The sequence below is a fragment of the Kribbella polygonati genome (genome assembly GCF_050320105.1).
Taxonomy (GTDB): domain Bacteria; phylum Actinomycetota; class Actinomycetes; order Propionibacteriales; family Kribbellaceae; genus Kribbella.
Map to the genome: position 1 here is coordinate 4,614,688 of NZ_CP190129.1, position 23,158 is coordinate 4,637,845.

Consider the following 23,158-nt stretch of genomic DNA (forward strand, 5'->3'; position numbering starts at 1 on the left):
CGGACCCGGGCCGAGATGGACCTGTCACTGCATCAGGTCGGGCACCTCCTCGGCGCGGATGCGGCCGCGGTCGCCGGGCTTCGTGGCTCGGGCGGCCGCCGGAGCGAGGACAGGGTCGGCCGGGCGGCGGTGGTGCCACTCGGTGACGGCTTGGTAGGCGGCGGCGACCGCGAGCAGGCGGTCCTCTCCGTACGGCTTCCCGCCGAGGATGGTGCCGATCGGTAGGCCGCCCGCGGAGAAGCCGATCGGCAGCGCCAGCTCGGGCAGACCGAGCGCGTCGAACGGTGTCGGCGACGTCTGGACGACGACATCGCACTGCGCGAACAGGTCGTCGAGAACCCGCTCGAGCAGCCGGAGCTTGGCGCGCTGCCCGATCAGGTACTCGTTCGCCCCGAGCAGCGCGCCCTGCAGCCACCCGGTCACGGAAACGCCGAAGCCGCGCAGGTCCGAGCGCAGCATCGGCAGGAAAGGTTCGCTCCGCTCCGGCAGCCGGACGTTGTTGAAGGCCGCGTTGGTGAGCAGGTCCCACTCGTCCGGCATGGTCACGTCGACGACCGACAGGCCCTCGATCCCCGCGAGTACGCCGAGTGCGGCAGCCCGCGCGGCCGCGGTCTCCGACGTACCGCCGGTGAACCCGGGGATGACGCCGATCCGGGTCCGCCACCGCGCCCGGACCCGGCCCGCCCGGACGACCGGCGTGGCCGCGGCGACCAGGTCGGGTACCGGCGGAAGCCCTTGGGTTCGTGGATCCGCCGGGTCCTCGCCGGCCATCGCGGTGAGCATGATCGCGGCGTCCAGGGCGTCCCGCGCCAGCGTTCCCGGGTGATCACGGGTGTAGCTCAGCGGCACGATCCCGTGCAGCGAGACCCGGCCCATCGTCGGCTTCAGGCCGGTCAGGTTCTGCGCGTTCGACGGCGCGGTGATCGATCCGCCCGTCTGCGTCCCGACACTCGACGTCGCCAGCCGCGCCGCCACCGCGGTCGCCGATCCGGACGACGAGCCGCCCGGATCCGTACCCGGGTCCGCCGGCGTCCACGCGTTCACCGTGGTGATCCGGCCGTCGGGCGTGGTCGCCCGAGTCGTTGCCAACGGCCCCATCTGCGTCTTGCCGAGGACGATGCCGCCGGCCGCGGTGAGCCGGCGTACGGCGGTCGCGTCGTACGGCGGCACGAAGTTCTCGAAGAGGTACGAGTTCGCGGTCGTGGTGACGCCGGCGGTGTAGTAGTTGTCCTTGATCGCCAGCGGTATGCCGTGCAGCGCGCCGCCGCGGCTCCCCGCGAGTACCCGTGCCCGGGCCAGCGCCTCGTCCGCCAGCACCCGGTTGAACGCCAGGTACGTCGCGTCATACGCCGTGATCCGGTCCAGATACGTCTGCACGAGCTCCTCGGGTTTCAGCCGCCCTTTGCGGATCAGCGTCGCCGCCTCGGCGATGGTCAGTTCGCTGACGTCGACAGATCGAGCAGGTACGTCGACGAGTGCCGCGGGAGCCGTTGCCGCGGGCGCCGCATGGGCGATCGACGGCAGCGCGACCGCGCCTACCGTCGTCGCCGCGGCCAGGGCGCCGGCGCGGTGCAGGAACGACCGCCGGTCGACCTGGTCGTCCTGCGGCGCGCTCATCGTGCTTCCCGGACGACGTCGATGGACGGGTACAACGCCGGCGGCGCGACCTGCTGCCCGAGCGCGGCGTCCGCGGCGAACGCGTACGAGCTCAGCGGCAGCACGGTCGTCCGCAGGAACCCCCGCAGACTCGCGAGGACCGTGTCCTGTCCCGGGCTCCCGGTCTGCGGGTCCGGCGTACTCCCCGTCGGCAACTGGTCGAGATCGATGCCGATCGACGCGAGCCGCGCCCTGATCATCGTGTCCAGCTCGGCATCCATCGGTTGACTGAGACCCATCCGAGTCCCCTCCCGGTCGTGGCGGCAACCTGTCGGGTCCAGTTATGTCATCCCTGTTCGCACCTGACATTTCCCCGAGGTCACGACGACGTTGCGGCCGTCGGGTGGCCTGATCAGAACTCCCTGACGCCGAGAGCGAACTCCCAGTGCCGTACGCCGTTGCGGGCAAGGCCCATCGTGAGCAGGCCCGCCCCCTCCAGCCAGTGCGCCATGTCCAGACCGCCGACGTCCAGCGGACGCAGTCCGGTGCTCTCGACGAACGCCGACACGGCCGCCTTGGCCGATGCGTCGTCGCCGGCGAGGAAGACGTCCGGCCTGTTGCCCTTCTCCAGAACGTGGCCGAAGACGGTGTTGAACGCCTTCACGACGCTCGCGCCGGCCGGCGCCACCTTGGCGGCCTCCTGCGCGACCGAGGTCTCGCCGGCGTAGGACAGTCCGTCTGCCGCCGGATTGAAGGGATTGCTGATGTCGACGATGACCTTGCCCGCGAGGGCGTCGCCGTACTGGGCGACGACGGGGACGACGTCCCCGGACAACAAGGCCACGATGACAATGTCCCCGGCCGGTACGGCGCCCCAGTCGCCCGCCGTGGCTCCGTCACCGAGGACCTTCGCGAGGTCGTCGGCCTTGGACCGGCTGCGGCCGAGGATCTCCACCGTATTGCCCGTATTGCCGCCGGCCAGGGCCAGGGTGCCGAGGATGCGGGCCATGGTGCCGGTGCCGATCAAGCTGATGCTGGTCATGAAGTTCGTCCTCAGATCGCCGTGGTGCCGCCGTCGGCGGCCAGTTCCATACCGTTCACGTAGCTCGAGTCGTCCGAGGCGAGGAACAACGCGACCGTCGCGATCTCCTCCGGGCGGCCCATCTGTCCCCGCGGGATCAGCGACTCGAACTGCCGCTTCGTCGCCTCGTCGAACAGTTCCTCCTGCTTCGCGGTGGCCACCTGGCCCGGGGTCAGCACGTTCACCCGGATCCGCCGCTCCCGTAACTCGTTCAGCCACACGCGGGCGAAGGCCTGCTGCACCGCCTTGCTCCCGGCGTACACGCTCCAGCCGGGGTAGCCCCGGAGCGAGGCGCTCGACCCGGTCATGAAGATCGAGCCGCCGTCGTTGAACAGCGGCAGCGCCTTCTGCACGGTGAACAGCGTTCCGCGTGCGTTCAGCGCGAAGGTCGCGTCGAACTGTGCCTCGGTGATCTCGCCAAGACTGCTCTCCACGCCCGTCCCGGCGCTCGCCCAGAGCACGTCGATCGCGCCCTTCTCGCGCTCGACCGTGTCGTACAGGCGGTCCAGATCGCCGAGGTCGGCCGCGTCGCCCCGCACCGCGGTCACGTTCCGGCCGATCACCTCGACGGCCTCGTCGAGCGCCTCCTGCCGCCGACCCAGGAGGAAGACGTGGGCGCCCTCTTCCACGAACAGTTTGGCGCCGGCCAGCGCCAGGCCGGTCGAGCCGCCGGTGACTACGGCGACCTTGCCGTCGAGCTTTCCCATGATCGCTCCAATGCGAGCAGTTATGTACACCAGTCAGTGTGCTTAACCTAAGCGACGTTTCGCTGGTCCGCAAGTTATGTACACCGATCAGTACCCAGTCGGGCTATGCTGGGCGCCATGACCGAGGTGGAGAAGGGCCCCCAGGGCCGGCGCCGCGGCCGGGGTGCACGCGAACGCATCCTCGGCGCGTCCCAGCAGCTGTTCCGCGAGCAGGGCATCAACCGCACCGGGATGGACCAGCTCTGCGCGGTCGCCCAGGTCTCGAAGCGCACGGCATACCAGCACTTCAACGGCAAGGACGAGCTGGTCACGGAGTACCTGCGCCGCTTCGATCCCGAGGTGATGGCCGGGGTGTTCGACCGCACCGACCTCACGCCGCGCGAACAGCTGCTCGCCGTCTTCGAACTCCCCGCCCGCGGCAGGCAGGAGCCCACCCCGCTCTGCCCCTACATCGAGGCGGCCGTCGAGATCCACGATCCGGAGCACCCGGCGTCCCAGGTCGCCCGCGACTACAAGCTGGCCCTCGCCGCACGTCTCACCGACACCGCCCGCGAAGCCGGCGCCACCAACCCCGAAGAACTCGGCGAACAACTGGCCCTGCTCCTCGACGGCGCCTCGGCCCGCACCCGGGTACTCAACAGCGAGTGCTTCCCCACCGCCGGAGCCATCGCCGCCGTGCTCATCGACAACGCGATCCCGGCTCCCACCGGCGCGTAATCGCCTGCTGTACAAGGGATTGTCAGCTGACTCTCAGCTTGCTGATTCAGCGCGAGAACGCTGGACAGGCCGCCTCCTCGGGTCTCATTCTCGGAGTTGTCCACCCGGCACTCTCGGGTGCCGGCAATCGCGCGGGGAGGGAACCAATGCGCGCATTCAAGAGGTTCGTCACGGCCGTGGCCGTGGCAGCGCTCACGGCTGGGGGGCTGGTGAGCGCGACGTCCGTCGCACAGGCGTACGGCGGCGACGGCAGCATGGACGTGTACCAGATCGGTCTCTCGTTCAACTGCGACAACAAGAGCGTCTGCGGCGCCGACAACCTGGGCGGGTTCTGGGGCTGGGCCGAACTCGACCACGACCCGGCGACGGGCAAGAACACCGGCGACGCACAGTTCACCGGCTGCTCGCACGGGACCTTCAACGGGGCCGAGCACACCAGTGTCGACGTACATAACTGGTGGGTCGCACCCGGCAGCGCCGGGCCGAACACCCTGTTCACGGACGAGGTGGACACCACCACGTTCCGCGGTCAAACCACCGTGCAGACGTTCAACGGTATGGACACCGGGCTCAACCTCGTACCGGGACACCAATCCGGCACGGACATCTTCGGCATCAAGCCACCGCCCGGAGTCTCGATGCAGATCCAGATCTCCTTCAAACCAGCACACTAAGAGGGGTCAGGGCAGGAGAGGGCGGGTCGTCGAGTCCAGCACGATGGTGTGCATCGACTCGATGCGCGAGACGATCGCCTCCCGCGGGCCGCTGCGCCAGGCGTCGCTGCTGTAGAACGCCGTCTCCTGCTCCTCGCGTTGGGCGAGCGAGTCGAACGTGCGGATCAAGTAGGCCTCTTCCGCTCCGTCCTCGTCCACGAGCGAGGCCCCGCAACCCGCCACCTGGATCCCCGCCGCCGCGAGCAGGGGCAGGCTTTCGTCACGCATGACGCGGACGAACTCGTGCCGGGTGCCGGGCTTCAGCCTGTAGGTGCGTACTTCGACGATCACCCGGGGAAGCTATCGCCGAACAGTGTCAGATCCTGTCAGCTTTCAGCGCCTGCCAGCTTGCGGCGCTGAGCACGAACTGCCGGTAGTAGCTCGGCGCCCCGAGGAAGACCTCGTCGTGTCCTCTCCCGGTCTCGACCATGCCGATCGACCGCAGGATCCGCACCGAAGCCTGATTCGCGTCCACGGCCTCGGCCTCGATCTCGCGGAGTCCCAGCTCCCCGAAGCCGTACGCGAGCCCGAGCCGCGCCGCAGCCGCTCCGAACCCCTGGCCCCAGCGCGCAGAGGGACCGATCGCATAGCCGAGTTCACGGCGGTCAGGTTCCTCCCCGGCGAGGTCGACGTACCCGACCACCTGGTCGTCGGCCACGGCAGCGAGACGCACGAGACCGGTCCCGGTCTGTCCGATCAGCCTGCGCCAGTGGGCTTCACGAGCCGACGCCGCCAGGTCCACGGTCCAGCCGGCGTGCTCGCAGAAGCGTCGGTCCTCTCCCCACGACACAAACGTCGGCAGGTCGGTGAGCTCGAGCGGGCGGAGGAACATCGATCCGGAGCGCATACCAGCAGACTAGGGAGCTGGTGGTACTGACGCGCGGCAGAATGCCCGGCATGGTGTTGCGACGATGGGCAAAGACGTTCGCGAACGGGACCGTGGCCGCGCAGCTGGAGAAGCTGAACGCCCGGCATCCGTGGAGTCACAACGATCACTTCCACGGCTGGATCCTCGCGAACCTTCCCGAGCAGCGGCGTTCGGCGCTCGACGTCGGGTGCGGCCGTGGGGAGTTGCTGGTCGCTCTGGCACCGCAGTTCAGCGACGTCAACGGCGTCGACGCCGACGCCGCCATGCGCGAGCAGGCCACGCAGCGGAGCGCCGGCTTCGGCAACGTCACCGTCCGCGGCGGCGCCTGGAACGACGACCCAGGCCCGTACGACCTGATCACGATGATCGCCGTACTGCATCATCTCGACGTGACCGCGGCCCTGCACGACGTACGTCGGCTGCTCGCGCCCGGAGGACGTTTCCTCGCGGTCGGGCTCGCCGTACCACGGAGCATTCGCGACCATGCCTGGGACCTCGCGTCCGTCGTGACCAATCCGGTGATCGGTTACGTCAAGCACCCGTGGCCGAACCCGAACGGCAAGCAGCCCGCCCCGTTCCCGGTGCAGGACCCCACCCAGACCTTCGACGAACTGCGCGACGTCGTCGTCGACGCCATGCCGGGCGCGGAGATGCGTCATCAGCTCGGCTTCCGGCACACCATCGCCTGGACGAAGCCGGTGGTACCTGCTGGTTCTCAGCGGGTTCGGTAACGGGCGTAGGTCACGCCCGAGGCGAACGAGCGGTGGTCGAGCAGGTCGAGCTCGAGGCGGATGCCGGGCGGGAAGAACGGCGTACCGCCACCGACGACGGTCGAGGTGGTGAACAAGTGATACTCGTCGACCAGGCCGGCCTCGATCGCCTGGGCCGCGAGGTTCGGGCCGTCGATGCTGAGGTCGTGGTCCGACTCCTTCTTGAGTCTGCGTACCGCGTCCGGGTCGAAGGTCCGCTCGATCCGCGTCTTCGCGCTCGACACCGACTCCAGGGTCGTGGAGTACACGATCTTCTCCGCGGCCCGCCAGTCGTCGGCGTACTGCCGGATGTACGGCGGCAGGCCGGGCTGGGTGTGCGCGGTCTCCCAGAACACCATCGTCTCGTACATCCGGCGGCCGTAGAGGAACGTGCCGACGGGCCGGAACAGGTCGCCGACGAAGCTGTGCACCTCCTCGTCCTCCGGTCCCCACCCGAGGTCGCCGTCGGTCGCCTCGGTGCGGCCGTCCAGCGAGGTGATCATCGAATAGATCAGCTTGGCCATGTCCGCCCCCATCGCTTGAGGTGAGCCGGTCGACTCACCATTGCCAGGACGGTAGTCGCGACCCCTGTCGTGAGTCAAGCGACTCACCTCTCTGACATACTGGCCGCATGCCCCGCGAGCTCTCCGCATACCACCGCCAGGTCGCCGCGACCAACCGCGCGGCGATCCTCGACGCCGCCGCGGACCTGTTCCTCGAGACCGGGTACGACGGCACCTCGCTGGCGCGCGTCGCCGAGCGTGCCGGGGTGTCCAAGGCGACGTTGTTCAAGCAGTTCCCGACCAAGGCGGAGCTCTTCGAGGCGACGCTGCTAGCGGCCGGCGGCGCGCCCGCCGATGAACTCGCCGACCCGCCGGCCGGCGACTTCTCCGCGGGCCTGATGAGCCTCGGCCTCGCGTACGTCGAGCTGCTGAACCGGCCCCGGATGGAGGACCTGATCCGCACCCTGATCGGCGAGGCCCACCGATTCCCGGAGCTGCGGGCCCGGACCTTCGACCTCGGCACGCTCCCGGTGATGACCACGCTCGGCCGCTACCTGCGCGCCGCGGCAGTCGACGACCCGGACACCGCCGCCGCTCAGTTCCTCGGCATGATCTCGACCATCGTCTTCTGGCCCCGCCTCATCCACGGCGGCTACGAACTCACCGAAGCCGAGACACGCGACGTGGTACGGGAAGCGACCCGCACCATCGTCGCGCGCTACGGCAACTGACAGCTACGAGTTCCAGACCTGGAACTCCGAGAGCTGACCGGCGGGCCAGGTGTCGTTCGCGGTGAGATTGAGGCGGTAGTAGCGCTTGCTGGTGGGAGTGAAGGTGATGGTGACCGTGTTGTTGTTGCCGGGGGCAAAGGAGTAGCCGGCCGGGCCGGCGAGGGTGGTGAAGGTGGTGCCGTCGGTACTGCCGAGCACCGAAAGGGTTTCGGTACGGGCGCCCCAGCCGGCGGGGAGCTGCAGGACGATCCGGCCGGCGGTTGTCGCCGTACCGAGATCGACCTGGACCCATTGCGGGAAAGCATTGTTCGCACTTTCCCAGTACGACGACTGGTTGCCGTCGGTGACGTTGCTCGACGGGTAGACGTCGTTGTGGCTGGACTCGCTGGTGGACTTACCCGCTGCGAGGTTGGTGCTCGTACTGCCGCCACCCTGACCGTCAGGGCTGTAGACCTCGAACTCCGATGCCTGGCCGGCGGGCCAGCCGGTGTTGGCGGTGACGTTGATCCGCACGTAGCGGGCGGTTGTCGTCGGTACGGCGATGTTCACGACGTTGGCGGGGGACGTGAACGTGTACGCCGCGGACGCGACCGCTGTCGTGAAGGTGGAGCCGTCGGCGCTCGTCTGGACCGACAGCGTCTGCGTGCGGGTGCCCCAGGCCGAGCTGGGCGGCAGCTTCAGGGTGACCTTGCCGATGCTGCGCGCGGCACCCAGGTCGACCTGCAGCCATTGCGGGAAGGCGTTGTTCGCACTTTCCCAGTACGTGTTCGCGTCGCCGTCGGTCGCCGTCGTGGCGGTCTGGGTCCCGTTGACCTGGCTACTGGCCGTTGCGGGCTTGTTGAGGGCGAGGTTGGTGTCGGAGCCGATTCCGTTGCCGGTCAGCGCGATCGAGGCCGGGCTGTTGTTGGCGTTGCTCGTCACCGTGACGTTGCCGGTCCGTGCTCCCGACGCGGTCGGCCGGAAGGTGACCGTCACCGTGCAGGACGCGCCGATCGCGACGGTTCCGCAGTTGTTCGTCTGGCTGAAGTCACCGGTCGCCGCGATACCCGAGACGGTCGCGGACGCCGTACCGGAGTTGGTGAGCGTGAAGGTCTGCGTCGCGGACGTGCTGCCCACCGGTGTGTCCGGGAAGGACAGGCTGCTCGGGTCGGTAGTCAGAATCGGCCCGGGCGCGACGCCCGTACCCGAGAGCGGGACGGTGTTCGTCACCCCGGAGGCGTTGACTGTCAGGTCTCCGGTACGGCTGCCGGCCGCCGTGGGGTGGAACGTGACGTTCACCGTGCACGAGCCGCCGGCCGCGATGCTGCTGCCACAGTTGTTGCTCTGGGCAAAGTCTCCCGTGACCGCGACGGAGCTGACCGGCGCCGCGGCGGTACCGCCGTTCGTGACGGTGACGGCCCGCGCCGTACTCGTCGTACCGGTCGCGACCGACCCGAAGCCCACGGCGGTCGGGCTGATCGAGAGCTGCGAACCGTTGTCGGGCAGGTACGGTGGGAACGCCGGCGCGGTGATGTTCTGGCACTGCGGAGCCCCGAAGATGCCCGAGTTCCCGCGGCCGTCGGTGAGCGTGAAGCCGACGCCACAGCTGTAGATCGGACCCGGCGCCTGGGTCCCGGTCGCGGTGCTGTTGGTGATCGTCGCGGACCCGCCGACCTGCTCCTGGACCACCCAGGTCCCGGTGTTCTGGATGGTCGCGTTGTTGATGTGCACGTTGCTGATGTTCGACCCCGAGACGAACTGGATCGCCTCGTACGGACTCTGCTGGATCAGCAGGTTGTCGACGTTCGTCAGCCCGGACATCGCCCCGTCGCGCGCGTCGAACCACAGCGCGCCGACCCCGAACTGCCAGTTCGGGTCGAGGCTGCCGGACCGGACGATCGTGTTCCGCAGTACGTCGGTCCGCCCGAGCGCGGTCGAGTTGAACCGTTGCGCGACGTGGATGCCGCCGCCTTGCGTGAGGCCTGCGTCGAGCACGCGGTTGTCGGTGACGAAGTTGTCGTGGCCGCCGTAGATCGCGATGCCGTTGGCCAGGATCGGGTACTGCACGGTGTTGTGGTCGAACGAGTCGTTCGCGTCCGCGTTCTGGTCCGACCACGTCGCCAGGCCGTCGTCACCCAGGTTGCGCAGATCGCTGTTCGTCACCTTGGAGTTCGTGACGCCGTCGTGGAAGTTGATGCCGTCGGCGGTCACGTCGCGGATCCGCATGCCGTTGAAGACCAGGTTGTCGAACGGCCCGTCCATCCAGGCGCCGACCTTCTCGTGCTCGATCCACAGCCGGTCGACGGTCGAGTTGTTCAGCGCGCCGCCGACGCCGTTCACCTGCGCGCCGTCGTTGCGTTCCTGCACGTCGCCGAAGATCGCGAAGTCCGCGAGATGTACGCCGGTACTCGCGTTCGGCGCGTAGTTCCCGTAGAAACCGGGGGCCGCGCCAACGATCGTGGAGCGCCACATCCCGGCGCCCTTGATCGTGATGTTGTTCAGGATCAGGTGGCCCGGGATCTTGAACGTCCCCTCCGGGATCCACACGGTGCCGCCGGACCCGGCCGCGGCCATCGCCGCGTTGAACGCGTTCGTGGAGTCCGCGGCCCCGGTCGGGTCCGCGCCCTGGCTGGTCACCGACACCGACCCGGCCGGCTGGGTCAGCGCACCCGCGACGTTCTCGAAGTCGGCGAAGTCGATCGTGTACGACGCCGCCGTGTCCTCGGCGTCGACCTGCAACCGGAACTTCGTCCCGGCCGGGTACGTCGCCGGGAACAGCCGGTGCACCTCGTCGTAGAAGTGGTGCGGGTTGCTGCCGGGCGTGTTCGTGAACGGGTAGCCGCCGTAGTACCAGCTGTACGCGTTGGTCAGCGTGAAGTTCGACTGCTTCGAACCGTTCACGTAGAACGACAGTTGCGGCGTGTAGACAGCTCCGGATCCGGTGTCCGGGATGCTGTAGCGGAACACGATCGAGTTCGTCGCCACCGGCGTGGTGAACTCGACGTACTTGCCGGTGCCCTGCAACGTCACGGCCTTCCGGTACGACGCTTCGGCGGCCAGTGTGTTGTAGTCGGCGCTCGGGCCGATCACGGTCCCGTTGGTGGCGGAGCTCTCCGCCTGGACTTCGGCGTACGGCAAGGTCGCGCCTGCGCCGCCGGACGCGGCGGCGAAGGCGACGGTGGGGGCGAGGACGGACAGGGTCGCGGCGACCAGGGCGCCGCAGGCGGCGAGCACGGCGGCGCGTGCCCTCCGGGGACTCGGTGAACGGAACATGCGCAGCTCACTCTCGACGGGGCGGTTAGCGACAGACCGTAACGCCCCGGATACAACTACGCAATATCTCGATCGATCTTTGCAAGAACTCGACGGGGCGCCGCAGGGTGCGGCGCCCCGGGGAGCTACAGCGTGCTGCGCAGGGCAGGCCCGCGATTGCCGTTCGCGCCGATCGGGACGAGCTCGAAGGTCCGGCCGTTGGTGAGGTCGACGGATTCGGCGAAGAACACGTCGCGGTGGACCCGGCCCAGCCAGCGGCCGTTCTGGAGTACGTCGTACGCCGCGGCGTCGGGCTGGAGGCGCCAGGCGAAGGTGAGGTGGCGGGTGGAGCCGGCGCCGGGGCCGGGGCCGGCGTCGGCGACCGTGAAGGATCGCGGTCGGCCCGGGGCGACGTCGGCGGTCCGGGTGTCGGCGAGGAAGACCTTGCCGAGGTGGCCGGATCCGCTGGTACGCAAGGAGATCCGGGCGATCCGGTCGTCGGCACGCGGGATGCGGCCCCGGTACTCGGTCCAGCCCGCGGAGCGTCTCGCCGCGGTCAGCCGGGTCCACTCGACGCTGCCCGGTGTCGTACGACGGGTCACGCCGAGTTCAAGTGTGGACAAGCCTTGCGCGACGACCCGGACCTCGGTGGCGGCCGCTTGGGTGAGGTCGGTCTTGAACAGGTGCAGCACGCCGGTGCCCGACACGGCGAGGCTGTGCGCGCCTTCGTACGCCGTGCTCTCGTCGAGCGTCACCGTGACGCCATCGGTCCAGTACTGCCAGGTCAGTGACCGATCCGCGCAGCCCTGGTTGTCCCAGCCGCCGTCGCGGACCTGCGTGCCGTCGAGGGAGAACCTGCTGCCGACACCGACGTTGAACGTCGTCACGATCGGCAGCTCGCCGTACGGCGACCGCTCGACGATGCCGTGCGCGATCCCGTCCCACTTCTTGTAGTTCAGGACATCCGTGCGATACGGCGGTTTACGTGGCTCGAGGCGGCCCGACGTCGCCGGGTTGCCGGTCGGGCCGGACCAGAACCGCTGCTCGAGATCGCGGTACTTCGCCCGCCCGGCCACCGTCGAGGTCTCGCCGGACCACGCGGCGTTCGCCCAGTACTGGTCCTCGACGAACAGGCCGACCGAGACCGGACCGGGGTGGCCCGGGTACGCGTAGTCGGTGAAGCACTCCTCCGGGTTGAAGCCGCCCTGCTGGTGCTCGACGCCGGCGAACGCGACCGCGCGCGGGTCGAACCCGGCGCCGGCCGCGGTCTTCGCGCTGCCGCTCAGGTCCGGGTCGACGTACGGCCAGCCGTAGTTGACGAAGATCGAGTCCACGGTTTGGTCGCCGGGTGCGCCGAGCCACGGGACGTTCTTGACGTTCAGCGTGTTCTGGTAGTCGAGGTCGCCGTTCGGCAGGTCGGCGTCGTAGTACTGCAGGTAGAAACCCGGGTCGTGCGCCTTGATGTACCGGAACAGGTCGCGCAGCTTGCCGGCCTGGGCGGCGGTGATCGTGGCTTCCTGGTTGATGAACAGGCCGTCGAACCCGAAGTACCGGCGGATCTCGATCAGCTTGTCGCCGACCGGGAACGAGCCGTCCGCGGCCTGCACCAGGAACTCGCCGAAGTCGACCCCGGACCGTGGCCAGAACCAGCCGCCGATGGTCTTCACGCCGTTCTTGTGCGCGGCCTCGGTCCAGCCCGGGTTCGGGATGTCGATGACGCCGTACGTCCGGCCGGGTGCGCTCGGATTCGCGACCACGTCGCTCGGCACCGACGGGAGCACCTGCCCGTGCCAGGTCCCCCAGACGTCGATGTACGGCCAGAAGCGTTGTGTATACGTATGCCCTTCGAGTCCGATGGGCTGGTTGCGGCCTTCGTAGACGGTACCCGCGTCGTCCAGGCTGAGCGTCGACAGCCGTACGCCGGGGTCGAGGTCCGGGTGCGCCTGGGTCGGCGCGAACGGCGCGATCCGCGGCGCCAGCGGAACCAGGCAGCGCAGGTGCCGCCCCCACGGATGCGTGGCCGGATCGAACGCGAGCAGGTCCGCCGGATCCCACCCGAACGTCGACGGCCCCGGCGGAATCCCACCCGACCCCGGCTTCGGCACAGCAGCCCCGGCGGCCCCGGCGGCTTCCGCCGTACCACCGGCCCCAGCCGCTTCCGCCGTATCACCGACCCCAGCCGCGTCCGCTTGCGCCGTACCGCCGACCCCGGCCAGCGCCGCCGCCAGCCCGGCGCCGCCGACCGTGATCAGAGTCCTCCGGGAGACCTTCACCGGATCTGACATCGCCTCACTCCTTCAGATATACCGGTTTAGCTGAGCCAGCATCATAGGAGCGGAATCCCTGCGGGTGAAGGGCTGAACTGGTTTTGTCTCAGGTCGGCCGAGCCTGAGCCTGCATACCAACTTCCAAGGATGCCGAGCATGTGACATTTCCCCTTGTGGATAAGGAGATCCGCCATCCATTCGGCTTGGCAGCCTGGCGCCCCGTGGCCTAGAATCGAACGCATGTTCGAGGACCCGGATGTGCTGTCGACGCGTGACCTGCTGGAGCGGGCCGCGAGTTGTCGCGCGATGGCGAACCGGTCCGATGCTCAGCTGCTCGAATGTGCCCAGATCTATGCCGATCGTTATCACCCGTCGTGCTGTCCGGTTCGGCCTGCCCGCCGTCGGTGCGACGGCCGTGAGCGGGCGGTGGTTCTGGGCGGTGACGGCTGTCCGGAGATCGCTGAGTTCGCTGTCGCCGAGTTCGCGGTCGTGATCGGGGCGTCTCCGGGTGTCGGCCGTGAGCTGATCGCCGACGCGCTGGCTCTGCGGTATCGGTTCCCGTTGACCTGGGCGCGGATCCAGGCGGGTGAGGCGACCCCGTGGAAGGCACGCCAGATCGTGCGGGCCTGCACCAAACTCGACCACGCGGCCGCGGAGTACGTCGACGGTCGGGTGGCCGCGATCATCGACACGATCTCGCCGTACCGTCTCGACAAGATCGCCGACGCGGCCAGGAAGTACGCCGACTCCCAACGCGCAGCCGACGACGCTGCCGAGGCGGCCGACGAGCGCGGGGTGTACGTAGGCCGCGGTGACAAGCACGGGAACAAAACCATCTACATCAAGGCCCCCGCCGCGGCCGTCAACCGCCACGACACGGCCATCGCCGACATCGCCGAAGCTCTCAAAACCTTGGGCGACACCCGCCCACTCCAGCACCGCCGAGCCGAAGCCGTAGGCATCCTCCCTGACCCCCGCTTCACCCAAGAACTCCTAACCCAAGCAGCCCAAACCCCCACCCACCCCGCTCCCACCCAGCCCACTCCGGCCGAGTCTGCTTCGAATGGGTCCGCTCCTGCCGGGTCCGCCCCTGCCGTGTCTGCTGCCGGCCGGCCCGGGTTCGGCGGTGGCGCGGTGGGCGTACTGGGTGTGCCGGGCGCACCTGACCTGCCGGAGCGACTGGAGCCTCCGGATGACGCATGGTTGGAGGCTGCGGGACCCGAGGACCCCGACCCGGTCTCGGACCCGTTCGACGCCGACAGGCAACCAGCAGGCGCGGATCCAGACGGCCAATCCAGCGAGGGTTCGTCGATGGACCCTGCCGCGCTCCGAGCCCTCCACGCCCGGCTCGCGCAGATCAAGTACGGCGCCTACGCGAGCCCGAGTGGCCCCACCGTGCGCCCGGGCAAGACCGAGATCGTCGTACACCTCACCGACCACACCCTCGCCACCCACACCGGCGTACTACGCGCCGAAGGCATCGGCCCCCTCCTCGCGACCCAACTCGCCGAACTCGTCGGCCACGGACCGTACATCGTCAAACCCGTCATCGACCTCAACGACGCCGTCAGCGTCAACGCCTACGAAATCCCCACCCGCATCCGCGAACGCGTCAAGCTCATCCACCCCGTCGAACTCTTCCCCTACGGAACCCGCGAAACCACCAACACCATCGACCTGGACCACATCGAACCCTACGACCCCCACGGCCCCACCGGACAAACCAGCACCACCAACCTCGCACCACTCGGCCGCTTCGGCCACCGGGTAAAGACCCACGCCCCCGGCTGGACCGTCCACCGCATCAACCACAAGACCCTCGAATGGACCACACCCCACGGCTTCAGCTTCCACGTCGACCCCACCGGTACGTGGCGGTGCACACCCTCCCTTGACGTCAAGCCAGGTACGGGCGGCCGGTGCCGTCCCACTTGAGGACGCCGGTGTAGGCCTGGCGGGTGTTGGAGTCCTTGACGCCGTTGTGGTTCGCGTCGACGTACGCGTGGAAGGCGATCCGGGTGGTGCTGCCGACGTTGATGACGGTGGCGCCGCCGGGGCCGCAGAGTTTGGTGGAGGCGGTGGTCATCAGGGTCTTGACGCGGGTGAAGCGGCCGCCCCAGAACGTACTCGCGGACCAGACGTCGGTGTTGTACGAGCAGTTGATGTAGTCGCCGCGGGAGGTGAACAGCCACACCCTGCCGCCGTGCGCGATCACCGACGGGCCCTCGATCTTGGTGGAGCTGACGATCTTCGCGATGCTGCTGCCGACGACGCGGGTACCGGTCTGGGTGTCCATCTGGACGGCGCGGATCTGGAAGCCGGAGGCGTTCTGGTAGTCGCTCTTGTAGATCAGGTAGCGCTTGCCGTCCTTCGCGCGGTACGCCGCCGGGTCGATCGCCTCGTACCCGCGGGAGACCCACGGGGAGCAGACGACCGGCTTGGAGCCTGGGGTGTAGGTGCCGGCGGGGTTCCGGGAGGTGGCGACGCCGATGCAGTGCACGTGGCGGGAGGCGGACTCGCCGGTGAAGTACATGACGTAGAGCGCGCCGTGGCTGTCGGAGCTCTGGAACACCTCGGGTGCCCAGAGCAGCGGCTTGGCGTGGTCGACCCAGGCCGGGATCGCGGTCATGGACTTGTGGATCGCGGACCAGCCGGTCGAGGTGGTCCAGCGGGTGCCGTAACCGGCGCCGGTGCGGAACAGGTAGTACGTCGAGCCGAAGTGCGCGAAGCCGGGATCGGCGAAGTCTTCGGTGCCGACGCGGCGCACGCTGCTCGCGGCGGTGACCGCGGCATCTGCCGGTGGATGAACCGCCACCAGACCGGCAGCAGCCAGAACTGTCGAGAGAACAACACTGAGACGACGCACAGCAGACCTCCAGAAGAGTGGGCGACGAGGCGCTGCAATCTAACTCCCGACCCGGGCCACCCGAAGCTCCACAACCTCCACATCACCGTCGGTCACAAACACCCCAACCCGTCCGGAAGACTCGGGGCGGAAGCTGAGCGACACGCGGTGGTCGACTACCGCCTGCGCGGTAGGGCCGTCGAGCAGGACCTGGAGGGTGTGGCGGCCTGGTGGGAGGGGGCAGGGGCGTTCCAGGTCTACGGCGTGGGGGACGTCGCCGTGGATCTGCCATTGGGCGGGGCCGGTGCGGCCGCGGGGCCAGTGGTCGAGGACGAGGCGGTTGTGGTGGGGTTCGAGGCGGAGGATGGTGGCTTGCTCGCCGTCCTCGGATGCGTGCAGCAGCAGTCCGAACGAGTGGGTGCCGGGCGCGACGTCGACCGTCAGCGTGATCAGGCAGTGCGGTGGCAGTACCTCGCCGATCCAGGCGGCGTACCTGTCGGTGGCTCCGCGGCCGGGGTCCGGGGACGCGCCGTCCAGCGACGCCAGCTTCACGTCTTCGGGTTCGCCGTACGCCGCGACGACCTCCGACGGGAGTCCGAAAGCGAGCGTTCCGTCGGACTCCTGGTGGGCTTCGAGTACGGCGAGATCGCCGGCCCACTGCCACGCATCCCCCTGTTTCGTGGGGATCCAGCCGACGAAGAACCGGCGCCCTTCGAAGAGGACGGTCTTCGCGGCGTAGAACGCGCGTCCGTCGACCGTGTCCCGCGACGGCGCGAGCCACGGGCCGTCGGGGCCGCGGGCGATCCGGTACCGCGTCTGGAACCCGTCGCTGAACTCGGAGTACACGAGATACCACCAGTCGCCCCACTGGAACACGTCCGGGCACTCCTGGGTGATGTACCGATGCGGCTCCCACAGCGGCGCCGCCAACTCCCAGCGCTCGAGGTCCGTCGACGTCAACCGCGCGACCACACCGGCCCGCCGGTCGGGTACGTCGGCGTACCGGGCCGCGAGGATCATCTGCCAGGGCTCGCCAGGCGCGGTGCGGTACACGAACGGGTCCCGCCAGTCCTGCGGCACGAAACCGTTGGGTGCGCCAAAGGTGTCGGCGGGCAGCTTGGTCCACTTGGTCGGATCACCGTCACTGACCGCATGACACACGACCTGGTACGAGCCGTCCGCCGAACCGCGGCGCGGGTTGTGCCCGGTGTAGAACAGATGCAACCGCGCCCCGTCCGCGACCACACTCCCCGTGTAGCAGTCGAAGTCCACCGCCTCACGATCCCCACCCGGCAACACCACTCCGTGGTCCGTGTAATGCACGAAATCCGTCGTGGACACCAACGCCCACGGCATCCCACTCACCCCCGCCGCCGGGTCCCCCGGCCGCTCATCCAGCAGATAGAACAACCACACCCGCCCGCCATGAGCAAACGGAATCACATCCCCCACAAACCCGACCTTCGGCCGCCAGTGCATCACTTGGCACGCCCAGACGGTCGGGGGTTGCCGACGGAGTCGCGGTTGATGAGGGTGCAGGGGATGATTTCGCGGGACGGGGCTTCTTCGGGGGTGGTGAGGACCAGTTCGCCGGCTCGGCGGCCGAGCATGAGGTGCGGGAGGGCGGCGGTGGTGAGGCCGGGGCGGACCTGGTCGGCGACGTCGGGCTGGTCGTCGAAACCAACGATGCTGACGTCGTCCGGGCAGTTCAGGCCGAGGGCGTGCAGGGCGAGCAGGGCACCGATCGCCATCCGGTCGTTGCCGCAGACCAGCGCGGTCGACCCGTGCTCGGTGACCACCTCGGTCGCGAGGTCGTACCCGTTCCCGATCTGGTAGTTCCCGTACCGGTGCACCAGGTCCGCCGGCCGCAGCCCCGCCTCCCGCGCGGCGTCGTCGAACCCGCGCCGCCGTTCCTTGCAGGCGAAGTCATCCCGCATCCCGCCGAGGAACGCGACCTCCCGATGCCCGCGCTCGAAGACGGACGCCGCCGCCGCGCGCCCACCGGCGTACTCGTCGGCCAGCAGCACCGTGTCGGCGTGCCCCTCCTCCGGCCAGCAGTTCACGAAGATCGTCCGGATCCCGTCGAGTCGCGGGCTGCGGTGCAGCGGCTTCGGCGAGAGCGAGGCGTACACGATCGCGGCGACGCCCTGCGCGACCAGGCTGGCCACCGCGTCGTCGCCCTGCCCCGGGTCGCCGGTGGTGTCGACGACCATGCATACGTATCCAGCCGGCTGGACGACCTGCTGCAGCCCGAGCACGATCAGACCGGCGTACGGCTGGGAGACGATCCCGCTGGTCACGACGCCGATGGTGAAGGACCGGTTCGACCGGAGCAGTTGGGCCGCGCGGTTCGGCACGAAGTCGAGCTCGGCCGCGGCCTGCAGCACCCGCCGCCGGGTCTCCTCGGCGACCGCGACGTCCCGGCGGTCGTTCAGGACGAACGACACCGTCGGCTGCGAGACCCCCGCACGCCGCGCGACATCGGTCATCGTCACGCGCTTAGGCCCTCCGGCTGCCTTCTTGGCCATCGGTTCCCCCTTAACGATCCGCGGCCTCGTCGCCGCCGCTAACTAACTATCACAGATCGGCCCAATACGTATTGACCCCACTCTAAGCCGCTGCTACGGTCCCGAGTCAATACGTATTGGGTGCAAGGAGGACAACCCATGACAGGCATCTATCCGCCCGCTGGAACGCTCGGCCGCCGGACTCTGCTGAAGGCCGGCGCCGGCGGACTCAGCCTGGCGGCGCTGGCCGATCTGGCCGCCTGCAGCAAGGACGGCGGCAGCTCGTCGAAGTCGTTGAAGATGCTGTACTTCGGCGAGCAGGCGGCAGCCACCCAGCTACAGAACCGGCTGCAGCCGCAGATCGCCAAGCTCGACGCGAGCATCAAGTTCGAGATCTCGGCGATCAACGGCACCGACTGGAACGACTTCCTGGCCAAGGTGCTGACCCAGATCGCGGCCGGCACCCCGCCGGACATCATCAGCGTCGCGACCGAGGGCCTGCAGCTGATGGCGTCCAAGGAACTCGCGATCCCGCTCGACGACTACGTCACCAAGGACCTGTCGGCGCTGAAGGAGTACTTCGCCGACATCCACCCGGCGCTGATCGAGTCGATGATGTACCAGGGCCACCTGTGGGAACTCCCGGACAGCTTCAACGCCGGGAACATGTTCTACAGCACCGAGCTCTTCCAGCGCGCCGGCGTGGTCCCGCCGAGCGAGACCTGGACGCTCGACGACTTCGAGTCCGCGGCCACGAAGATCGCCAAGTTCAAGGGCATCAACGCGTTCGGCTGGGTGGTGCGGCTCTGGGGCAGCTGGACGTCGTTCATGTACGCGAACAACGCCAACCTGCTCGAGGAGGGCAAGTACGACGGCGGCGACTGGCTGTGGAGCAAGGCGTACGCCGGTGACGCTGCCGCCGCGGGACGCAAGGGCGGCTGGAAGTGGGGCGCGCCGACGGCGAACTCCGACGCCACGGTCGAGGCGCTGAACTACATGATCGAGCTGACCAAGAAGGGCCTCTCGCCGTCGCCTGACGTCGGCGGTGGCGGCACCCTGCAGGGCCTGTTCGCGTCGAACCGGATCGGGATGTCGATCGGCGGCGGGTTCTGGGCCGGCGGGCTGGCGAACGCCGGGATGAAGAACGGCAGCTTCGACGTCACGATGTTCCCGAAGTGGAAGAGCCAGCGGCACCTGTTCGGCGCGGGCGGGTACGCGATCTTCAAGTCGTCGAAGAAGAAGGACCTGGCCTGGGAGGTCCTGAAGCTGCTGGTGCAGCCGGAGACGTTCGACCTGGTCTTCCCCGGCAACGTGACCACCCCCGGCCGGAAGTCCCTGGTGACGGCCGCGCGCTACGCGAAGACCGGGCCGAAGCACTGGTCGGTGTTCTACGACACGCTGACCAAGCACCCGGACACCGCGCCGATCCCGGCTCCGCCGTACTACAACGCGCTCGCGACCGCGCTGAACCAGCGGACCACCCAGGCGATCTCGTCGGGTGACGCGAAGGCGGCGCTGGACGGGCTGCAGGCGGATCTCGAGAAGGCCGCGGGGGCGAGCTGATGTCCGCCGTCACCGCCGACGTGCCGAAGACGGCCGTGAAACGGCGGAGCCACCCGACCGCGCACGGGGAGGCGCGGTTCGGGTTCGTGATGATCGCGTTGTCGGTGCTGTTCGTCGCGGTCTTCACCGCGATCCCGATCCTCGCCTCGCTCGGCCTGTCGTTCTTCTCCTGGGACGTGATCTCGACCCCGGAGTACGTCGGCCTGAAGAACTACCAGCAGCTGTTCCACGACGGGCCGGTGCTGAAGTCGTTCGCCGTGACGCTCGGGATGGCGCTCGCGATCGTCGTACTGCAGCTCACCATCGGGCTGGCGCTCGCGGTGCTGGTCAACCAGCGCAAGCTCGTCTGGGTACGGACGTTGTTCCGCACGGTGTTCTACCTGCCGCTGCTGGCGTCGACCGCGGCCGTGTCGATCTTCATGGGGTACCTGTTCGACTACAAGTTCGGGGTCGTGAACTACTACCTCGGGCTGCTCGGCGTACCGAACGTCCCGTGGCTGACCAGCGGGTTCGCGGCGGCGTCGACGATCGTGCTGATCGCGGTGTGGCAGCAGGTCGGGTTCACGTTCGTACTGTTCGTCGCCTCGTTGATGTCGGTACCGACCGACGTCCTGGAGGCGGCGCAGATCGACGGCGCCGGGCCGTTGCGGACGCTGTTCCGGATCAAGATCCCGTTGATCAGCCCAACGATCCTGTTCGCCGCGGTGGTTGCCCTGATCAACGCGATGCAGCTGTTCGACCAGCCGTACATCATGACCAAGGGCGGCCCGGGGTCGGCGACCACGACGGTGACGATCTCGATGTACCAGAAGGGTTTCCAGAACCTGCAGTTCGGGTACGGCTCGGCGATCGCGATCGTGCTGCTGGCGGCGATCCTGGTGATCACCGGGCTGCAGTTCCTCGCGGCACGAAAGCTGGTGTTCTACCAATGAGCCTCGCACGGATCGGCCGGATCACCGGCATCGCGGTACTGGTCGTCGCGGCGATGGTTGCCCTCGGCCCGTTGTTGTGGACGGTCACCACGTCGTTGCGGACGCCCGCCGAGGCGTTCAGCAACCCGCCGCAGTGGCTGCCGCTGCACCCGGACTTCTCCAACTACAGCGCGGTCTTCGACCGGATCCCGATCGGCCGGTTCTTCGTGAACAGCGTGCTGGTCACCGGGCTGATCGTGGCCGGCCAGACCGTCACCTGCACGCTGTCCGGGTACGCGTTCGCGATGGTCAGCTTCCCGGGGCGCTCGGTGATCTTCGGGATCTTCCTGGCCACGATGATGGTGCCGCTGCAGACGATCATCATCCCGGTGTTCGTGATCATCCGGTACCTCGGACTCTCGGACAGCCCGTTGTCGCTGGTCGTTTCCGCGCTGGGCAGCGCTTTCGGAACGTTCCTGATGCGGCAGTACTTCATGCAGATGCCTCGCGAACTGGGCGAAGCGGCAAGGATCGACGGCGCCGGGCACTTCCAGACGTTCCTGATGATCTACGCCAAGATGGCCGGCCCCGCGATCGCGACGCTCGCCATCCTGAACTTCTCCGGCTTCTGGGCGGAGTTCTACCGGCCGCTGATCTTCCTGCAGTCGCAGGACAACTTCACCCTGCCGCTCGGCCTGGTCGGTCTGCAGGGGAACCTCGGCACGGGTTCGATCTCGGTGGTGCTCGCCGGCGTCGTGCTCGCGATCCTGCCGAGCGTAGTGCTGTTCGTCTTCGCCCAGAGGTACTTCATCGCAGGCATCACGGCAGGAGCATCCCGTTGACCCAGGTCCAGGCCGCCGCCCGTACGGCCGGCTACCTCCGCCCCGCGTTCCACGTCCGCCCGCCGCGCGGGTACCTGAACGACCCGAACGGCCCGATCGAGGTGGGTGACGACGTACACCTGTACTTCCAGTCGCGGTCGACGCTCGACATGCACGTCCCGGTCGAGTGGGGGCATGCGACGTCGACCGACTACGTGCGGTGGACGGTGCACCGCCCGGCGATGGCGCCGCAGCCGGGCGGGCCGGACACGGACGGCTGCTGGTCCGGCAACACGGTCCTAGACGACGGACGGATCCGGGCGTTCTACTCGGGCCGGATCGACGAACGCCCGTACCAGTCCGTACTGACCGCGGTGTCGGACGACGGCGGCGCGTCGTTCGGACCGGCGCGGCAGGTCGTCCCCGACCCGGTGGACGGCGCGCTGATGTTCCGCGATCCCTTTGTCTGGAAGGAGAACGGCAGCTGGTGGCTCGCGGTCGGCGCGGGGTATGCCGACCGCGGCGCCAACATCACGCTCTACCGGTCGAGCGACCTGCAGGACTGGACGTACGCCGGCCCGCTGGCGGAACTACCGCGTGGCGTCGCGGACGGCGAGGACACCGGTGCCGCGTGGGAGTGCCCGCAGTTGTTGACGCTCGACGGCCGCCGGATCGCGGTGGTCGCGTCCTGGTCGCCGGAGGCCGGCCCCGCGGAGGTGCTGTCGTTCGACGTCGACGTACCGGTCGCGCCGCGGCGGGTCGATCACGGGACGAACTTCTACGCCGCGTCGGCGCTGCGGGACAGCCGGTTCGGGCCGTTGTTGTTCGGGTGGCTGACCGAAGGGCGTGACCGCGGCGGGTGGGACGACTGGGCCGGTGTCATCTCGCTCCCGCGGGTCGTCCGGCTCGGCGCCGACGGGTCGCTCCGGAGCGAGCCTGTTCCGACGGTCGACACGCTCCGCACCGGTCCCGGCGTACCGGCCGACGGCTGTACGACGGGCCCGCAGTGCGAGATCGCCGTACCGGAAGGGTCCGGGCAGGTGGTGATCCGCTTCGGGGAGCTCGAGCGAGTGGTGATCGAACTGGACGCCGACACCGTGACGATCGACCGTACCGAAGCCAGCCGTTCGCCGTACGCGCATCGCGACCGGATGCAGGTGTCCGACGCGTTCGACCCGTCGTCGGGCCGGCCCGCGGTCCGGATCTTCCTCGACGGCTCGGTGCTCGAGGTCTTCACCAGCGCCGGCCGCGTCCTCAGCACCCGCGTCTACCCGACCACCCCGCCGACCTGGCACGTCGAAGCACCGCCCAACGCCCACTTCTGGACCCTCGACCGCTGACAGGAGTT

Annotated in this window: 21 protein-coding genes; 9 read left to right on the forward strand and 12 right to left on the reverse strand. The window is 68.8% G+C overall.

Going from position 1 to position 23,158, the window contains the following annotated elements; translation table 11 throughout:
- Positions 1 to 24: 24 nt before the first annotated feature.
- The 4 genes from ACQHIV_RS21895 to ACQHIV_RS21910 all read right to left on the reverse strand — a co-directional run bounded on the left by ACQHIV_RS21895 (position 25) and on the right by ACQHIV_RS21910 (position 3,384).
- Entirely contained in the window at positions 25 to 1,617 is a 1,593-nt protein-coding gene (locus ACQHIV_RS21895; protein WP_427884839.1) for an amidase, read from the reverse strand.
- Entirely contained in the window at positions 1,614 to 1,877 is a 264-nt protein-coding gene (locus ACQHIV_RS21900; RefSeq protein WP_427884840.1) for a hypothetical protein, read from the reverse strand. The genes ACQHIV_RS21895 and ACQHIV_RS21900 overlap by 4 nt, the downstream gene beginning before the upstream one ends.
- 131 nt (positions 1,878 to 2,008) lie before the next feature.
- Positions 2,009 to 2,638 (reverse strand): NADPH-dependent F420 reductase, encoded by a 630-nt coding sequence (locus ACQHIV_RS21905; protein WP_427884841.1) that lies wholly within the window; start codon positions 2,636 to 2,638, stop codon positions 2,009 to 2,011.
- Between the two features lie 11 nt (positions 2,639 to 2,649).
- Positions 2,650 to 3,384: an SDR family NAD(P)-dependent oxidoreductase gene (locus ACQHIV_RS21910; RefSeq protein ID WP_427884842.1), complete on the reverse strand. Its 735-nt coding sequence runs from the start codon at positions 3,382 to 3,384 to the stop codon at positions 2,650 to 2,652.
- Positions 3,385 to 3,501: 117 nt separating this feature from the next.
- On the opposite strand from ACQHIV_RS21910, the gene ACQHIV_RS21915 reads away from it, so the two are divergent.
- Together ACQHIV_RS21915 and ACQHIV_RS21920 are read left to right on the forward strand one after the other, a co-directional pair.
- Positions 3,502 to 4,101 carry a TetR/AcrR family transcriptional regulator gene (locus ACQHIV_RS21915; RefSeq protein WP_427884843.1) on the forward strand — a complete coding sequence of 200 codons (600 nt, stop codon included), beginning with the start codon at positions 3,502 to 3,504 and terminating at the stop codon, positions 4,099 to 4,101.
- A 146-nt stretch (positions 4,102 to 4,247) separates the two neighbouring features.
- On the forward strand, positions 4,248 to 4,775 hold the full coding sequence (locus tag ACQHIV_RS21920) for a hypothetical protein (protein ID WP_427884844.1): 528 nt from the start codon (positions 4,248 to 4,250) through the stop codon (positions 4,773 to 4,775).
- Between the two features lie 6 nt (positions 4,776 to 4,781).
- On the opposite strand, the gene ACQHIV_RS21925 is transcribed toward ACQHIV_RS21920, so the two are convergent.
- Together ACQHIV_RS21925 and ACQHIV_RS21930 are read right to left on the reverse strand one after the other, a co-directional pair.
- Positions 4,782 to 5,105, reverse strand: a complete 324-nt coding sequence (locus ACQHIV_RS21925) for an NIPSNAP family protein (RefSeq protein WP_427884845.1) — start codon at positions 5,103 to 5,105, stop codon at positions 4,782 to 4,784.
- A gap of 25 nt (positions 5,106 to 5,130) precedes the next feature.
- Positions 5,131 to 5,661 carry a GNAT family N-acetyltransferase gene (locus ACQHIV_RS21930; RefSeq protein WP_427884846.1) on the reverse strand — a complete coding sequence of 177 codons (531 nt, stop codon included), beginning with the start codon at positions 5,659 to 5,661 and terminating at the stop codon, positions 5,131 to 5,133.
- A 50-nt stretch (positions 5,662 to 5,711) separates the two neighbouring features.
- On the opposite strand from ACQHIV_RS21930, the gene ACQHIV_RS21935 reads away from it, so the two are divergent.
- Positions 5,712 to 6,413, forward strand: coding sequence for a class I SAM-dependent methyltransferase (locus ACQHIV_RS21935; protein ID WP_427884847.1), 702 nt, complete (start codon positions 5,712 to 5,714; stop codon positions 6,411 to 6,413).
- Here ACQHIV_RS21935 and ACQHIV_RS21940 read toward each other — a convergent pair.
- Positions 6,398 to 6,955 (reverse strand): dihydrofolate reductase family protein, encoded by a 558-nt coding sequence (locus ACQHIV_RS21940; RefSeq protein ID WP_427884848.1) that lies wholly within the window; start codon positions 6,953 to 6,955, stop codon positions 6,398 to 6,400. The genes ACQHIV_RS21935 and ACQHIV_RS21940 overlap by 16 nt on opposite strands.
- Positions 6,956 to 7,062: 107 nt before the next feature.
- Here ACQHIV_RS21940 and ACQHIV_RS21945 point away from each other — a divergent pair, with 107 nt between their 5' ends.
- On the forward strand, positions 7,063 to 7,665 hold the full coding sequence (locus ACQHIV_RS21945) for a TetR/AcrR family transcriptional regulator (protein ID WP_427884849.1): 603 nt from the start codon (positions 7,063 to 7,065) through the stop codon (positions 7,663 to 7,665).
- Positions 7,666 to 7,668: 3 nt separating this feature from the next.
- On the opposite strand, the gene ACQHIV_RS21950 is transcribed toward ACQHIV_RS21945, so the two are convergent.
- Both ACQHIV_RS21950 and ACQHIV_RS21955 read right to left on the reverse strand, forming a co-directional pair.
- On the reverse strand, positions 7,669 to 10,917 hold the full coding sequence (locus tag ACQHIV_RS21950) for a discoidin domain-containing protein (protein ID WP_427884850.1): 3,249 nt from the start codon (positions 10,915 to 10,917) through the stop codon (positions 7,669 to 7,671).
- Between the two features lie 125 nt (positions 10,918 to 11,042).
- A complete protein-coding gene (locus ACQHIV_RS21955; protein WP_427884851.1) occupies positions 11,043 to 13,181 on the reverse strand; it encodes an endo-beta-N-acetylglucosaminidase in 2,139 nt (712 codons plus the stop codon).
- A gap of 222 nt (positions 13,182 to 13,403) precedes the next feature.
- On the opposite strand from ACQHIV_RS21955, the gene ACQHIV_RS21960 reads away from it, so the two are divergent.
- Positions 13,404 to 15,098, forward strand: a complete 1,695-nt coding sequence (locus ACQHIV_RS21960; RefSeq protein WP_427884852.1) for a hypothetical protein — start codon at positions 13,404 to 13,406, stop codon at positions 15,096 to 15,098.
- On the opposite strand, the gene ACQHIV_RS21965 is transcribed toward ACQHIV_RS21960, so the two are convergent.
- The 3 genes from ACQHIV_RS21965 to ACQHIV_RS21975 all read right to left on the reverse strand — a co-directional run bounded on the left by ACQHIV_RS21965 (position 15,061) and on the right by ACQHIV_RS21975 (position 18,536).
- Positions 15,061 to 15,978: a family 43 glycosylhydrolase gene (locus ACQHIV_RS21965; protein ID WP_427884853.1), complete on the reverse strand. Its 918-nt coding sequence runs from the start codon at positions 15,976 to 15,978 to the stop codon at positions 15,061 to 15,063. The genes ACQHIV_RS21960 and ACQHIV_RS21965 overlap by 38 nt on opposite strands.
- Before the next feature lie 90 nt (positions 15,979 to 16,068).
- Positions 16,069 to 17,487, reverse strand: a complete 1,419-nt coding sequence (locus ACQHIV_RS21970; protein ID WP_427884854.1) for a glycoside hydrolase — start codon at positions 17,485 to 17,487, stop codon at positions 16,069 to 16,071.
- Entirely contained in the window at positions 17,487 to 18,536 is a 1,050-nt protein-coding gene (locus tag ACQHIV_RS21975; RefSeq protein WP_427884855.1) for a LacI family DNA-binding transcriptional regulator, read from the reverse strand. Before ACQHIV_RS21975 ends, ACQHIV_RS21970 begins: the two co-directional genes overlap by 1 nt.
- A 138-nt stretch (positions 18,537 to 18,674) precedes the next feature.
- Here ACQHIV_RS21975 and ACQHIV_RS21980 point away from each other — a divergent pair, with 138 nt between their 5' ends.
- Genes ACQHIV_RS21980 through ACQHIV_RS21995 form a run of 4 tightly spaced genes read left to right on the forward strand, consistent with a single transcriptional unit; the run spans position 18,675 to position 23,150 of the window.
- Entirely contained in the window at positions 18,675 to 20,078 is a 1,404-nt protein-coding gene (locus ACQHIV_RS21980; protein ID WP_427884856.1) for an ABC transporter substrate-binding protein, read from the forward strand.
- Complete coding sequence (locus ACQHIV_RS21985; RefSeq protein WP_427884857.1) at positions 20,078 to 21,010, forward strand: carbohydrate ABC transporter permease; 933 nt, start codon at positions 20,078 to 20,080, stop codon at positions 21,008 to 21,010. The genes ACQHIV_RS21980 and ACQHIV_RS21985 overlap by 1 nt, the downstream gene beginning before the upstream one ends.
- Entirely contained in the window at positions 21,007 to 21,831 is an 825-nt protein-coding gene (locus ACQHIV_RS21990; protein WP_380191712.1) for a carbohydrate ABC transporter permease, read from the forward strand. Before ACQHIV_RS21985 ends, ACQHIV_RS21990 begins: the two co-directional genes overlap by 4 nt.
- A complete protein-coding gene (locus ACQHIV_RS21995; RefSeq protein ID WP_427884858.1) occupies positions 21,828 to 23,150 on the forward strand; it encodes a glycoside hydrolase family 32 protein in 1,323 nt (440 codons plus the stop codon). Before ACQHIV_RS21990 ends, ACQHIV_RS21995 begins: the two co-directional genes overlap by 4 nt.
- Positions 23,151 to 23,158 lie beyond the last annotated feature (8 nt).

Coding starts and splice junctions, on each gene's coding strand:
- ACQHIV_RS21895 (WP_427884839.1), bottom strand. CDS start 1,617: ATGAGCGCGCCGCAGGACGACCAGGTCGACCGGCGGTCGTTCCTGCAC.
- ACQHIV_RS21900 (WP_427884840.1), bottom strand. CDS start 1,877: ATGGATGCCGAGCTGGACACGATGATCAGGGCGCGGCTCGCGTCGATC.
- ACQHIV_RS21905 (WP_427884841.1), bottom strand. CDS start 2,638: ATGACCAGCATCAGCTTGATCGGCACCGGCACCATGGCCCGCATCCTC.
- ACQHIV_RS21910 (WP_427884842.1), bottom strand. CDS start 3,384: ATGGGAAAGCTCGACGGCAAGGTCGCCGTAGTCACCGGCGGCTCGACC.
- ACQHIV_RS21915 (WP_427884843.1), top strand. CDS start 3,502: ATGACCGAGGTGGAGAAGGGCCCCCAGGGCCGGCGCCGCGGCCGGGGT.
- ACQHIV_RS21920 (WP_427884844.1), top strand. CDS start 4,248: ATGCGCGCATTCAAGAGGTTCGTCACGGCCGTGGCCGTGGCAGCGCTC.
- ACQHIV_RS21930 (WP_427884846.1), bottom strand. CDS start 5,661: ATGCGCTCCGGATCGATGTTCCTCCGCCCGCTCGAGCTCACCGACCTG.
- ACQHIV_RS21935 (WP_427884847.1), top strand. CDS start 5,712: ATGGTGTTGCGACGATGGGCAAAGACGTTCGCGAACGGGACCGTGGCC.
- ACQHIV_RS21940 (WP_427884848.1), bottom strand. CDS start 6,955: ATGGCCAAGCTGATCTATTCGATGATCACCTCGCTGGACGGCCGCACC.
- ACQHIV_RS21945 (WP_427884849.1), top strand. CDS start 7,063: ATGCCCCGCGAGCTCTCCGCATACCACCGCCAGGTCGCCGCGACCAAC.
- ACQHIV_RS21950 (WP_427884850.1), bottom strand. CDS start 10,917: ATGTTCCGTTCACCGAGTCCCCGGAGGGCACGCGCCGCCGTGCTCGCC.
- ACQHIV_RS21955 (WP_427884851.1), bottom strand. CDS start 13,181: ATGTCAGATCCGGTGAAGGTCTCCCGGAGGACTCTGATCACGGTCGGC.
- ACQHIV_RS21960 (WP_427884852.1), top strand. CDS start 13,404: ATGTTCGAGGACCCGGATGTGCTGTCGACGCGTGACCTGCTGGAGCGG.
- ACQHIV_RS21970 (WP_427884854.1), bottom strand. CDS start 17,487: ATGCACTGGCGGCCGAAGGTCGGGTTTGTGGGGGATGTGATTCCGTTT.
- ACQHIV_RS21975 (WP_427884855.1), bottom strand. CDS start 18,536: ATGGCCAAGAAGGCAGCCGGAGGGCCTAAGCGCGTGACGATGACCGAT.
- ACQHIV_RS21980 (WP_427884856.1), top strand. CDS start 18,675: ATGACAGGCATCTATCCGCCCGCTGGAACGCTCGGCCGCCGGACTCTG.
- ACQHIV_RS21985 (WP_427884857.1), top strand. CDS start 20,078: ATGTCCGCCGTCACCGCCGACGTGCCGAAGACGGCCGTGAAACGGCGG.
- ACQHIV_RS21990 (WP_380191712.1), top strand. CDS start 21,007: ATGAGCCTCGCACGGATCGGCCGGATCACCGGCATCGCGGTACTGGTC.